This is a genomic window from Micromonospora sp. NPDC050795 (genome assembly GCF_044456785.1).
Taxonomy (GTDB): Bacteria; Actinomycetota; Actinomycetes; order Mycobacteriales; family Micromonosporaceae; genus Micromonospora.
The window spans coordinates 1-12,738 of the sequence record NZ_JBITGE010000010.1 but is presented as its reverse complement, the minus strand read 5'-3'; the positions used below and the strand labels follow the sequence as shown (position 1 = coordinate 12,738).

Below are 12,738 nucleotides of genomic sequence, written 5' to 3'. Positions count from 1 at the left end.
GGTTCAGTCCCGGCCGGTGGCGTGCCGGGTCAGGGCGGCGTGCACGGCCTTCAGGTTGCGCAGTTCGGGAAGCTCCGCCTGCGGAATCTCCACCTTGAACTGCTTGTCGATACGGGCCAGGATCTCGATGGCACGCAGCGAGTCCGCCTCGTACTCGTCCATGAAGTCGCCGGTGTCGGTGAGCTCCTCCGGCTCGACCTCCAGCACCTCCGCGACGATCTCGCGAAGCTCCTCCAGCTGCTGTTCCTTGATCGTCATCGCTGTCCTTCCGTGCTGACCGAAACCATTGGATGAGGGTGTGCGACGCCGGACGGCGGGACCGCCGGCCGGGCGACGGGGCGGCGGGTGGCGATGAGGGTGCCCACGGTGGCCACCCGGCGATCGCCGATCCAGGTCTCGCCGTGGGCGAACGCGGTGTCGGCGACCACGGAGTCGAGGTGGACCTCGTGCCGGAGAACGTCACCGGGGTACGCCGAGCCGGCGAAGTGCCAGTCCCGGGCGCCGGCGAACATCAGCACGCCGTCGTCGTCCGGCGGTGGGCTGTCCCCCAGCCAGAGCAGGGCGGCGCTCTGGCCGAACGACTCGATCAACAGCGACCGCGGGTACGCGAACTGCCACGGCTCGGCGCTCTCCGGCAGGTCGGCGTAGCAGGGCTCGGTCGCGCTGACCAGCTTGACCGTCCGGATGGAGCGTCCCGGCTCCAGCGCGAGCACCCGGTCCACCAGGAGCATCGGATGACGTTGCGGGAGCACCGCCCGGATCTCGTTGTGCTCACCCATCGCCGGCTCCGGTGGCGGCGAAGAGGGCGCGCAGGTTCGCCGTGGTGGTGCCGTCGGCGCGGTACGCCACCGCGCGCACGTCCCAACCACCGGGCGACTCCTCGGCCCGCACCGTGAGCGTGAGCGTGTCACCGTCGAGCAGCGGCGCGAGAAACCGCACCGAGCGCAGCTCGACCAGCTCGGGCGGGCGGTTTCCGGCGGCGCCGGCCATCGCCCGGCACAGCGCCTCCACGACGAAGACCCCGGGGAACACCGCCAGGTCGGGAAAGTGGCCCCGCAGGTACGGATCGTCGCCGCGCACGGGGACCCGCACGGTGAAGGCCGCCCCGGAGGAGTCCAGGCGCACCAGGTCGGCGTCGCACAACGGGGATGCCACCGCCCGGGTCACAGCGTGATCCCCCCGTCCACCTGGAACACCTGGCCGGTGACGTAGGAGGCGCGCTCGCTGAGCAGGAAGGCGACCATTTCGGCGACCTCGTCGGCCCGGCCGAACCGCCGTACGGGAATCTGGCCCAGCGCCTGCTCCCGGAGCCGGTCCGGGAGCGCGTCGGTCATCTCGGTCTCGATGAAGCCGGGCGCCACCACGTTGACCCGTACGCCGTGCCGGGCCACCTCCTTGGCCAGCGACTTGCTGAACCCGATGATGCCGGCCTTGCTCGCGGCGTAGGCCGTCTGGCCGACGTTGCCGTAGACCCCGGCCACGGACGACATGTTGACGATGGCGCCGCTGCGCTGCTTCATGAAGCGGAAAGCCATGGCCCGGCAGACGTTGCGGGTTCCGGTGAGGTTGGTGGCCAGCACGGCGTCCCAGTCGTCCGCGGGGGCCAGCACCAGGGGCGCGTCGCGGGTGATGCCGGCGTTGTTGACGACGAGGTCGAACGTGCCGAGCTGGTCTTCGGCGGCGCGCACGAAGTCCTCGACGGCGGCGGGGTCGGCCACGTCGCAGCGCGCGAAGTAGCACGGCACGCCGAGCACCCGGACGTCCTCCTCGGTACGCCGGGCGGCGTCGTCACCGGAGTGGTGACAGCCGGCGACGGCGTACCCCTCGCGGGCCAGTCGCAAGGCCACCGCCCGGCCGATGCCGCGCGACGCCCCGGTGATCAGAGCCCGGTGCTGTTCGGCCATTTCGCCTCCGTCGTCATTTGCGCGCGAACCATTAACAGCCGCATTGATGAATTGGCCTTAAATGGTGGAGATCGCTACTCGCCTACTTTATCGGCCGACCGGCCGGGGTCCCTTCTCTCACGTTGCGACATCGCTTTTCAGCTCGTTGCGGATCTCCTCCGAGTCGGCGCCGGGCGCCGGTGCGGACCGGCGGATCCGGGTCGGGGTACGCGAGAATTTCACCGCCGGGCCGACGAGCGGCGCGGTGGTTCCGTCGCTCAGCACGGTGTCCTGGAGCATCCCGCGGGCCCGTACGTGCGGGTCGGCGACCGACTCGCTCAGCGTCCGGACCGGAGCGGCCACCAGCCCGGCGCCGGTCAGCACGTCGACCGCCTCGGTGACCGGGCGTCCCGCGCACCAGCCGGCCACGACGAGGTTGACCGCGTCGCGGTTGGCGATCCGCTGGTCGCCGGTCCGGAACCCGTCGGCGTCGGCCAGTTCGGGGCGGCCGATCGTGCGGGCCAGTACCCGCCAGTGCTTGTTCAGCGCGACGGCGAGGTAGAGATGCCCGTCGGCGCACGCGTAGACGTTCGACGGCACCGCGAACGGGGTCTCGTTGCCGTGCCTGCCGGGTGGGGCTCCGGCGGCGGCGAGGGTCGGCAGGCCGCTGCTACCGAACAGGAGAGCATCCAGCATGGACACGTCGACGTGCTGACCCTCGCCGGACCGGTCCCGATGGGCGAGCGCGGCCAGAGCCCCGATCGCGGCGTGCAGCCCGGCCAGCTCGTCGGCGATGAAGGTGGGCGCACGCACCGGATCGCCGTCGACCGGCCCGTTGAGGGCCATCCAGCCGCCGGCCGCCTGCACCACCGGGTCGTACGCGGGTCGGTCCCGGCCGGGACCGTACTGGCCCCACCCGGAGACGGACACGAACACCACGTCCGGGCGGACGGCACGGCAGTCGGCGTATCCGGCGCCCCACCTGGCGAGCGTGCCCGGTCGGTAGTTCTCGACCACCACGTCGGCCACCTGGACCAGCCGCAGGAACTCGGCGCGACCTTCGGGCGTACGCAGGTCGAGGCCGAGGCTGCGCTTGTTGCGGTGCACCGTCTGGCGGAACCAGGACAGCGAGGTGCCCGGGATCACCGGGGGCACCTCACCGTCGCGGCCGTGCGCCAGTTCCACCCGGATCACGTCCGCGCCCAGGTCGGCCAGGACGCAGGTGGCCATCGGCCCGGACCACACCTTCGTCACGTCGAGCACGCGGACGCCGTGCAGCGGCCCGGACAGGTCGGTCCGCGCTTCGGCGTAGAAGTCCTCGGCCCGCATGTCAGAGCCGCTGCAGCAGTGAGGCGGTGCCGAGGGAGCCCCCGCAGCACATGGTGATCAGCGCCGACTCCCGGCCGGAGCGCTCCAGTTCGTGCAGTGCGGTCACCAGCAGCCGGGTGCCGGTGGAACCGAGCGGGTGGCCGAGGGCTATCGCGCCGCCGTTCGGGTTGACGCGTTCCGGGTCCGCACCGTACGCCGCCTGCCAGGTGAGCACGACGCCGGCGAACGCCTCGTTGACCTCGTACAGGTCGATGTCGTTGATCTTGCGCCCGGCCCGGGCGAGCAGCCGACCGGTGGCGGCGACCGGACCGTCCAGCAGGTAGTACGGGTCAGCGCCGGTGACCACCTGGTGGCTGATCCGCGCCCGCGGACGCAGGCCGGCGGCACGGGCCCGCCCCTGGGACATCCACAACACCGCCGAGGCGCCGTCGGAGATCTGCGACGTGGTCCCGGCGGTGTGCACCCCTCCCTCGATGGTCGGCGTCAGCGCGGCCAGCCCTGCGGCGGTCGTGGGGCGCAGCCCCTCGTCGCGCTCGACCAGGCGGAACGCACCGGTGGGGCTGCCGTCGCCGTTGAGCACCGGCGCGCGCACCGGCGTCACCTCCTCGGTGAACCGGCCATCGGCCCAGGCCGCGGCGGCCCGCCGCTGGGACGCCAACCCGTACGCGTCGGCGTCGGCGCGGGTGATGCCCTCGCGCCGGGCGATCCGCTCCGCGCCACCGAACTGCGCCTGGGGCGGGTCGTCCCACGGATAGTCGGCTGTCTTGTAGTGCCCGGGGCCCTGGTAGAGGTTCGTGCCGACCGGCACCCGGCTCATCGACTCGACGCCGCAGGCGATGCCGACGTCGATCTCCCCGGCCGCGATCAGCGCGGCCACCAGGTGATTGGCCTGGTGGGCTGACCCGCACGACACGTCCACGGTGGTGCAGCCGACAGCCGGGTCGTGCCCGGTGCTGAGCCAGGCGTTGCGGGTGACGTTGAGGCTCTGCTCGCCGGACTGCGTGACGCACCCGCCGATGATCTGTTCCACGTCGGACGGGTCGGTGCCGGTCTCGTCCAACACCGCCAGCAGCACGTGCCGCAGCAGCTCCACCGCCTTGAGACCGGCCAGCGCGCCGCCCCGCCGCCCGATCGGCGTACGGGTGGCCGCGACCATGACCGGCAGCCGCTCACCGGACGCCGTCACGCGTCGGTCCGCAGGGTGATGGCGAGCTTGGGGCAGCCCCGGGCCGCGATCTCCGTCGCCGGCCACAGTGCGGGCGCCGGGTGCTCCGCGCGGACCCGGAGCACGTCGTCCTCGCCCAACTCGAACACCTCCGGGGCGGCGTCGGCGCACAGGCCGTTGCCGTCACACTGGTCGAAATCGACGATGACGTGCACGAGTGCCTCCCCGGGTCCGTGTCCGACGCCATCGTCGCCGCCCGGCCCGTACGGGCGCATCTTCAAAATTGCCGCCTCGCATTTCCGGTGCCCCTTCTTCTCGCACGTTGCGGAATGCGCCGACAAATAGCGATGCCGGCCCCCGCGAGCATTAGCGTGCCTCTATGCGGCTGGACGACAGCGACGAAGAAGGCGAATTCCGGGCCGAGCTGCGCGCCTGGTTGCGCGCGCATGTGCCGGCCCCCTCCGCGGGTCCGCCACAGCCGTGGCCGGAGCCGGAGATGCGGCAGTGGAGCGCCACCCTCGGCAAGGCCGGGTACGCCGGCCTGACGTGGCCGCGGGAGCACGGCGGGCGGGGCCTGCCCCCGCTGTACCAGGCGATCCACGCCGAGGAGAGCACGCTGGCCGGCGCCCCGGACCACCTCAACGTCATCGGCCTGCACATGGTCGGTCCCACGCTGATCCGGTACGGCACCGCGGCCCAGAAGGCCGTCAACCTCCCGGGGATCCTGTCCGGCGACATCATCTTCTGCCAGGGTTTCTCGGAGCCGGAGGCTGGCTCGGACCTGGCCTCGGTGCGCACCCGGGCGGAGCGGACCGCGCACGGCTGGACGATCACCGGCGAGAAGGTGTGGTCCTCGTACGCCCATCTCGCCGACCGCTGTCTCCTGCTGGCCCGCACCGAACCCGACGCGCCCAAGCACCGCGGCCTGACCTGTTTCCTGCTCGACATGCGCGCCCCCGGCGTCGAGGTGCGCCCGCTGCGCCAGATCTCCGGTGACACCGACTTCAGCGAGATCGTGCTGACCGGCGTGGAACTGCCCGAGGACAGCGTGGTGGGTGCGCGCGGCGAAGGCTGGAAGGTGGCGCTCACGACTCTCTCGCACGAACGCGGCACGTTCGGCATCACGCTCACCGCTCGCCTGGCGGTGCAACTGGACCGGCTGATCCGCACCGCGCACGCCGTCGGTGCCACCGCCGACCAGGCCGTGCGCCGGGAGATCGCCGATCTGCACGTGCGGCTCCAGGGGTTGCGCTTCACCGGTTACCGCGCGCTCGCGCAGCTGGAACGGGGCGGGGAGCCCGGCCCGGAGAGCTCGGTGCTCAAGCTGCGCTGGTCGCAGACCCACCAGCAGATGTGCCGGCTGGGACTGCGGCTGGTGCAGGGCGACACCGTCGGACACTCCGGGCAGTGGGCGGCGTACTGGCGACGGGCGCAGCTGCGCAGCCGCGCGAACACCGTCGAGGGCGGCACCTCCGAGATCCTGCGCGGGATCGTCGCCGAACGTGTTCTCGGCCTGCCTCGCCACCGTTAGGAGAGCGCACCATGGACTTCGCCACCACCACCACACAGCGGGACCTGGCCGACGCGGCCCGACGCCACCTGAGCGAGCGCTTCCCGCCGTCCCGGCTCGCCGCGACGGCGGATCACGGCCTCCTCGATCCGGAGGACTGGGCCGCGCTGGACCGACAGGGCTGGCTGGACGCGGAACTCGGACCGGTGGACCTCGCCCTGCTCGCCGAGGAGAGCGGGCGGGCGCTGCTTCCCCAACCCTGGGTCGGCACGGCCGGATCGGCTCTGCCGGTGTACCAGTCGGCGGGGATGCCGCTACCCGGACCGGCCGCGCTGGTCGATTCCTCGGACACGTGCGCCGCCCACGACACGCCGGACTGGCGGATCAGCGGGAGCGCACCCGGCGTTGTCGACGCGCACCTGGCCACGGAACTGGTGGTGGCCGCCACGACCCGCCAGGGGGTGGCGCTGTTCGGCGTCGCGCCCTCGGAGGTCTCCATCGCCGAGCGGGACGACATCGATCCACTGCGCCGGTACGCCACCGTCCGGTTGCTGCACGCGCCCGCCCGACTGCTCGCCGACCCCGCCCGCACCGCCGACCTGCTGCCCGCGCTGCGGTTGCGAAGCGCCATGCTGCTGGCCTGCGAGGCGGTGGGTGTCGCGGACGGCGCCCTGGCCGAAGCCGTGCGGTACGCCGGGACCCGGACCCAGTTCGGCCAGCCGATCGGGTCGTTCCAGGCGGTGGCACACCAGCTGGCCGAGGCGTACGCGGAGATCGAGACCGCACGGTCGCTGGCCTACCGGGCGGCGGTGACGTTGAACGGCGAAGACGCCGTCGAGGCGGTGGCCTGTGCCGCCGTGGCCGGTCCGCGCGCGGCCGTGCTGGCCTGCGAGGTGGCCCTGCAGGTCTGCGGTGGCATCGCCATGACCTGGGAGTTCGGCCTGCACTTGCGCTACCGGCGGGCGCTGTGGCTGGACGCCCACCGGGTCACCTCCGTGCCACCGCACGACGTGCTCGCGGCCCTGCTGCTGAGCTGACCGCCGGCGCTCACCGCCGAATCGAGAGGACGACACATGTCGTTGCAGCTGCACTGGTTCCTGCCCACGCACGGGGACGGACGCGAGGTGGCCCAGCCCTCCTCCGGCCCGCCACCGCCCGGCGCGCGCCGCGACGTCGACCCGGACTACCTGCGTCAGGTCGCCCTGGCGGCGGACCGATTCGGGTTCACCGGAATGCTCGTGCCGTTCGGCATGTTCTGCGAGGACCCGTGGCTGGTGTCGGCCGCGCTCGCCGCGGACACCCGGCGGATCCGCTTCATGGTGGCGATGCGCCCCGGGCTCATCTCGCCGGTGCTGGCCGCGCAGTCGGCGGCGACCCTTCAACGTCTCTCCGGCGGCCGCCTCCAGCTCAACGTGGTCACCGGCGGCGACGCCGACGAGCAGCGGCGCTACGGCGACTGGTTGTCGCACGACGAACGGTACGCCCGCACCGGCGAGTTCCTCGACGTGTTCCGCCGAGCCTGGACCGGTGAGCGGTTCGACCACACCGGCACGCACTACCGCATCCGCGCGGGCCTGCTCACCCGGCCGTACCCGGTCGCTCCGGAGATCTTCGTCGGCGGCTCCTCCGACGCGGCCCGGGAGGTGGCCGCCGCGCACGCCGACGTGCTGCTGGCCTGGGGCGAGCCACCGGCGGCCATGGCGGAGGCGATGGGCCGGGCCCGCGAACTCGCCGACGCGCACGGACGCACGCTGAGCTTCGGCACCCGCTTCCACGTCATCGCCCGGGACACCTCCGCGCAGGCCTGGCAGGTGGCGCGACAACTGGTCGACGGCATGGACCCGGCGCGGATCCGGCAGGCGCAGCAGCGCTTCCGGTCCACCGAGTCGCAGGGGCAGCAGCGGATGGCGGCGCTGCACGGTGGGCGTACCGACGATCTGGAGGTATACCCGAACGTCTGGGCCGGGTACGGCCTGGTCCGTCCGGGCGTGGGCACCGCGCTGGTGGGCAGCCACGAGGACGTGGCGGACCGGATCGAGGAATACCACCGGCTCGGCCTGGACCACCTGATCCTGTCGGCGCAGCCGCACCTCGAAGAGGCCTACGTGGTCGGGGAGGGCGTGCTCCCGCTGCTGCGCAAGCGCGGCGTGCTCGCCGGCTGATGCCGGCCCCGGACCCGTCGGTGCCCCGGCCCATAAGGGCCGGGGCACCGAATTTCTTGGATCAGACCTCCGAGGCGGTGCCGACGGCGTCGGGCTGCCACGCTGGCACCTCCGGTGCCGGACGGCGGCTGCGGGTCAGCACCCGGAGCATCATCGCGGGCCGCATCAGGGCCTGTGGCGGCTCGACGAGCCCCGCTACCCGCATGAAGGTCCGCGTCACCTGCGGGTCGCGGGTCGCGGCCGCCTGCATCTTGGCCATGTACGCGTTCGCCATCCGCACCTTCAACGGTCGCGGGCCCTGCACCTGCGGGAAGCTCAGGTCACCACCCGCCGAGATCTCCCAGGGCACGTCGGTGACCGCGGACACGGCCTGTTGGAAGTCGGTCGGCCGGGGTGCCGTGCCGCCGGCCAGGTGGTCGCGCAGGGTCAGCGCCTCCAACGCCGCCACCGTCATGCCCTGGCCGTAGACCGGGTTGAAGCTGCACGCCGCGTCGCCGAGGACCAGGAAGCCGTCCGGCAGCCGGGACAACCGCTCGTAGTGGCGACGGACGCTGGCCGGGTACCGCAGGGACACGGGTTCGTCCAGCGGCTCGGCGTCCTGGATGGCCTGGTAGATGTCCGGAACCGGCAGCGACTTGACGAACTCCAGGAATCCGGCCGGGTCGGCCGGCGCGCTGTCGCCGAGCACCCCGGTCAGCGAGACGATGCACCGGCCGCCGTCGATACGGGACAGGAACGCGCCACGGGGGTGCGACGGCGACGACACCGGGTTGATCGACAGGTCGCCTTTCAGAACATCGTCCGAGGCCAGGCGATACAGGCGCGTCGTGTAGGTCAGGTCGATCCGGATCCGGTCCTCGTCCGGCCGGCTGTACCCCAGTTCCTCCAGCCAGACCGGGGTGCGCGACCCGCGGCCGGTGGCGTCGACCACCAGATCCGCGGTGATCGTCTCCTCGGCCGCGCCGTCACGCCCCTGCACCCGCGCCCCGGTGACCCGCCCGCGGTCCGGGGTCGTGGTCAGCCCGACGATGTCACGCTCTTCGGCGAAGCGTACGGCCGGAAGCTCGGCCACCCGTTGGCGCACCAGCTGCTCCAACACGGGACGGGCGGCCGACACGCAGGTCAGCCCGGTGCTTGCCGGCGCCAGCGGACGCCCGTTGAAGAACCACCGCAGCTCGCCCAGGTCGCCGGTCGGCACCCCGGCGGCCACCGCCTCCGCTGTGAAACCGGGAAACAGCTCGTCGAGGATCTGCTGGCCCCGGGCGAGCAGACCGTGCACGTGCCGGCCCTGTGACACGCCACGTCGGGCGGTGGAGACGCCGGTGAGCCGGTCGCGGTCGACGATGACCACCTCGGCGTACGCGTCGGCCAGCACCCGCGCCGCGAGCAGGCCCGCCATGCTGCCGCCGAGAACGACGGCACGCTCTCCCACCTGTGCGCTCACGGCTGTCCCTTCCTGGCCTGGTTGCTCACGACTCGCCGCGCGGGCTGTTCTGGTAAGCCGCCAGCAGCCACTCGCCGTCGCGCTCGACGAGGATCCAGGACGCCCGGATGGCCCGGGCCGGCGACACGTTCTCGGCGCCGGGCTCCAGAACACCACCCTCGGTCGTCAGCACCGCGACGCCGGGCGCGATGAGGCGGGCGTCGACCGGCGTGCCGGTGACCCGGGTGCCCTTGAGCTGGCCCTGGAACGCCTGCTCCATGTATCCGCGGATCGTGTCCCGGCCACGGCAGAAGACCCCGGGCAGGATCATGGTCGCGTCCTCGGTGAACGTGCGGGCGAACGCGTCGGCGTCGTGCTCCGCCCACGCGGTGACGATGTGCCGCGGTACCGCGGCCACGGCGGCCTGAGCCTCGGCGTTGAAGGTGCTCGTGGTCATTCTGGTGTCCTTTCTCGGCGGCTCAGAGATAGAGGGTGTCGGGTTCGAGGCCGCACAGGATCCGGCCGTACAGCTCGGTGTTGGTGTCCGGGTTCATCAGCGCGTGCAGGTTGACCGCCTGCACGTCGCGGGCGATGCGCTGGATGGGCACGTCGTCGTAGAGCGAGGAGCCGCCGCTGGCGCCGGCGAGAATGCCGACCGCCTCCCTCGCCAGGCGGCACGCGGCTCCCAGGTCGGCCCGGGCACGGGCGCGCTCCGCCAGGCTCCACGGCTGGCCGCCGGCCGACTTGTCGTCGACCTGCGCGGTGAGGCGGTGCACGTGGAACTCGGCCTCGTCGGTCTTCAGCTCCGCCTCGGCCACCTGGCGATGGGTCAGCGGTGCCTCGGCCTGCTTTTCGTACCCCGTGTAGGTGATCTTGCGCTCGGGCAGCCGCTCGAGGAACGTCTCACCGGCCGCGCGGGCCAGGCCCAGCACGGTGCCCACCGACGACGCGGAGGCGACCGGCAGCAGCGGCGCCCGGTACATGGCGGGCGCGCCGGCCGCGTCCGGTCCGGCCCGGCCCTGGAGCACCACCGGCAGCGGCAGGAACCGCTCCGCCGGCACGAACAGGTCCTGGGCGACCGTGCTGACGCTGCCCGTGCCGCGCAGGCCGGACGTGTGCCAGTCGTCGACGATCTGCAACTCGGAGGTCGGCACCAGCGCCATCACCGGCATCGGCGGACCATCGCCGCCGACCAGCACCGCGATGATCTCCTGCCAGTGGCTGTGCAACGCGCCGCTGATGAAGCCCCACTTGCCGTTGACGACGATGCCGCCATCGGCCGGGACCGCCATGGCGGACGGGCTCAGGGTGCCGCAGATCCGCACGTTCGGCGTGGAGAAGACCTCCTCCTGCACCGCCTCGGGGAACAGGCCGGCCATCCACGTCGGGATCCAGTAGACGGAGGCGGTCCACGCGGTGGCACCGTCGGCCCGGCCGAGCGCGGTCGCGACGTCGGCGAGCGTGCGGGTGTCGGCCTCGTAGCCGCCGAACCGCTTCGGCACCCGCAGCTTGAAGACCCCGGCGTCGGCCAGGGCCTCGATCGTTTCGTCGGGCAGTCGGCGGTCCCGCTCGGCCTGTACGCCGTTCCTGCGCAGCAGCGGGGCGAGGTCCGTGACGCGCGCGACGATGTCCTCGCGCCTGGGTGTGTCGGTGGTGGTCAGCACGGCGGCTCCCTGAGGTCGTCGGTGGATGTCAGGCGGCGGGCACGGGGGCGGTCAGCCGGACCGGCAGCGTCCGGTGGCCGTTCATGATGAAGGTGGGCAACGGCTGCAGGTCGGCGACCGGCACCGCCAGCGCGATGTCGGGAAAGCGCTCGAACAGCGAGGAGAGGCCGGTGGTCGCGACCGCCCGGGCCACCCCGGCGCCCAGGCAGTAGTGCGGTCCGTGGCCGAAGGAGAGGTGCTCCTTGTCGGCGCGCTTCAGGTCGAAGCGGTCGGAGTCGTCGCCGTGCAGGGCGGGGTCGCGACCCACCGCGCTGTAGTTGATCAGGATGGGATCGCCCTGCGGGATCGTCACGCCGTCCAGCTCGATGTCCTCGACGGCGTACCGCAGCGGCAGGTGCGCCAGCGGGGACTCGACCCGCAGCGTCTCGTCGATGACGTCGTTCCAGGTGGCCTCGCCGGACAGCACGAGATCCCGCTGCTCCGGGTTGCTGAGCAGGGCCGTGATGGCGTTGTCGAAGAAGTTGATGGTGGTCTCGGAGCCAGCGCCCAGGATGGCGAAGATGGTGTCCGTCAACTCCTCCTCGCTGAGCCGGGAACCGTCCTCGTCCCGCGCGGCGATGAGGTCGCTGGTGATGTCCTCACCCGGGTTCTCCCGCTTGGTGGCGATGAGATCGGCCATCGCGCCGCGCCACCCGGCCAACACGGCCTGCGCCTGCTCCGGGGTGACGGTGGTGTCGACCATCATGTCGATGACCTTCGCCGTCTTGGCGCGAGCCTCCTCGGACATGCCGATGAGGTCGGCCACCAGGCGGGCCGGCAACGGGTACGCGAACCGCTCCCGCAGGTCCACCACCTCACCGGGGGCGGCGGCGGCCAGACCGTCGAGAAGCTCCTCAGTGATCTTGGCGATCCACGGCTGGATCGCCTCCGTACGCCGCGGGGTGAAGGCCTTGCCGACCAGCTTGCGCAGCCGCACATGGTCCTTGCCGTACGCGGTGACCATGTTGTCCATCGCGATCCAGCTGATCATTTCCCAGTCCGGCGGGATCTCGCCGTTGATGAACGCCGGCCAGTGGTTGCGGGCGCTCTTCGTCACCCGCGGATCGGTGAGCAGTTGCTTGATCACCGCATAGCTGTTGATCGACCACGCCACCACGCCGCCGGGCAGAACCACCTGAGTGGCGGCGCCCTGCGAACGCAGCTTCGCGGCCTCACCGTGGATATCTTTTCCGGTGGTGTCCAGAGAGAACGGGCAACTGTCCATGGATGACTCCCAGTTTCGGCGGAGTGTTTCGGCCACGCGCCGGTCCGCCCGGCGAAGCCGATGTGCCCGTTCCGTGGGGCGCAGCGGATCGACCGGTGGCGTTGCACGAGCGTGTCATCAGCCGATCCGGCGATGCATCTCTCGGTGTGCGCACTCGGTGGCGGCCAGCGGGAACGCCATGTCAGGTTCGGCGAGGGCAGCCGAGGTCGGGGCGCGAAAACCAGGCCGGCGACGGTGAGCCCGCCTAGGTTCTGTCTCGCGGATCATGAATCTCGCTCGTTAGGCCTGTGTGGCACGAGGCGATCTGACGAACCATGAGTGGGCTGTGCTGGCGCCGC

At 72.1% G+C, this 12,738-nt stretch carries 14 protein-coding genes; 3 read left to right on the top strand and 11 right to left on the bottom strand.

The features are described from left to right. Positions 1-3 precede the first annotated feature (3 nt). The 7 genes from ACIBEF_RS11115 to ACIBEF_RS11085 form a co-directional block, all read right to left on the bottom strand. Positions 4-258: an acyl carrier protein gene (locus ACIBEF_RS11115; RefSeq protein WP_355008681.1), complete on the bottom strand. Its 255-nt coding sequence runs from the start codon at positions 256-258 to the stop codon at positions 4-6. After that, positions 255-779, bottom strand: a complete 525-nt coding sequence (locus ACIBEF_RS11110) for a 3-hydroxyacyl-ACP dehydratase FabZ family protein (RefSeq protein WP_396793138.1) — start codon at positions 777-779, stop codon at positions 255-257. Before ACIBEF_RS11110 ends, ACIBEF_RS11115 begins: the two co-directional genes overlap by 4 nt. Then, positions 772-1,167, bottom strand: coding sequence for a 3-hydroxyacyl-ACP dehydratase FabZ family protein (locus ACIBEF_RS11105; RefSeq protein WP_396793136.1), 396 nt, complete (start codon positions 1,165-1,167; stop codon positions 772-774). Before ACIBEF_RS11105 ends, ACIBEF_RS11110 begins: the two co-directional genes overlap by 8 nt. Then, entirely contained in the window at positions 1,164-1,904 is a 741-nt protein-coding gene (fabG, locus tag ACIBEF_RS11100) for a 3-oxoacyl-[acyl-carrier-protein] reductase (RefSeq protein ID WP_355008678.1), read from the bottom strand. Before fabG ends, ACIBEF_RS11105 begins: the two co-directional genes overlap by 4 nt. 117 nt (positions 1,905-2,021) lie before the next feature. Continuing rightward, the gene (locus ACIBEF_RS11095; RefSeq protein ID WP_396793134.1) at positions 2,022-3,212 is read right to left on the bottom strand and encodes a CaiB/BaiF CoA transferase family protein; all 1,191 of its coding nucleotides are present in this window, start codon (positions 3,210-3,212) and stop codon (positions 2,022-2,024) included. Position 3,213: 1 nt separating this feature from the next. Continuing rightward, positions 3,214-4,368 (bottom strand): steroid 3-ketoacyl-CoA thiolase, encoded by a 1,155-nt coding sequence (locus ACIBEF_RS11090; RefSeq protein ID WP_396793396.1) that lies wholly within the window; start codon positions 4,366-4,368, stop codon positions 3,214-3,216. A gap of 26 nt (positions 4,369-4,394) precedes the next feature. After that, complete coding sequence (locus ACIBEF_RS11085; RefSeq protein ID WP_355008676.1) at positions 4,395-4,592, bottom strand: ferredoxin; 198 nt, start codon at positions 4,590-4,592, stop codon at positions 4,395-4,397. A 164-nt stretch (positions 4,593-4,756) separates the two neighbouring features. On the opposite strand from ACIBEF_RS11085, the gene ACIBEF_RS11080 reads away from it, so the two are divergent. From ACIBEF_RS11080 to ACIBEF_RS11070, 3 genes are read left to right on the top strand one after another with little or no spacing between them, the layout of a single operon-like run. Continuing rightward, positions 4,757-5,908 carry an acyl-CoA dehydrogenase family protein gene (locus ACIBEF_RS11080; protein WP_396793132.1) on the top strand — a complete coding sequence of 384 codons (1,152 nt, stop codon included), beginning with the start codon at positions 4,757-4,759 and terminating at the stop codon, positions 5,906-5,908. A gap of 11 nt (positions 5,909-5,919) precedes the next feature. Beyond that, positions 5,920-6,924 (top strand): acyl-CoA dehydrogenase family protein, encoded by a 1,005-nt coding sequence (locus tag ACIBEF_RS11075; RefSeq protein ID WP_396793130.1) that lies wholly within the window; start codon positions 5,920-5,922, stop codon positions 6,922-6,924. Positions 6,925-6,960: 36 nt separating this feature from the next. Beyond that, positions 6,961-8,049 carry an LLM class flavin-dependent oxidoreductase gene (locus tag ACIBEF_RS11070; protein WP_355008673.1) on the top strand — a complete coding sequence of 363 codons (1,089 nt, stop codon included), beginning with the start codon at positions 6,961-6,963 and terminating at the stop codon, positions 8,047-8,049. Between the two features lie 61 nt (positions 8,050-8,110). Here ACIBEF_RS11070 and ACIBEF_RS11065 read toward each other — a convergent pair whose 3' ends face one another. The 4 genes from ACIBEF_RS11065 to ACIBEF_RS11050 are packed head-to-tail and all read right to left on the bottom strand — an operon-like array spanning position 8,111 to position 12,400. Beyond that, entirely contained in the window at positions 8,111-9,493 is a 1,383-nt protein-coding gene (locus ACIBEF_RS11065; protein ID WP_396793128.1) for an FAD-dependent oxidoreductase, read from the bottom strand. A gap of 25 nt (positions 9,494-9,518) precedes the next feature. Then, a complete protein-coding gene (locus tag ACIBEF_RS11060) occupies positions 9,519-9,929 on the bottom strand; it encodes an SgcJ/EcaC family oxidoreductase (protein ID WP_396793126.1) in 411 nt (136 codons plus the stop codon). A gap of 22 nt (positions 9,930-9,951) precedes the next feature. After that, on the bottom strand, positions 9,952-11,136 hold the full coding sequence (locus ACIBEF_RS11055; RefSeq protein ID WP_396793124.1) for an acyl-CoA dehydrogenase family protein: 1,185 nt from the start codon (positions 11,134-11,136) through the stop codon (positions 9,952-9,954). Positions 11,137-11,164: 28 nt separating this feature from the next. After that, the gene (locus ACIBEF_RS11050; RefSeq protein WP_396793122.1) at positions 11,165-12,400 is read right to left on the bottom strand and encodes a cytochrome P450; all 1,236 of its coding nucleotides are present in this window, start codon (positions 12,398-12,400) and stop codon (positions 11,165-11,167) included. Between the last annotated feature and the right edge of the window lie 338 nt (positions 12,401-12,738).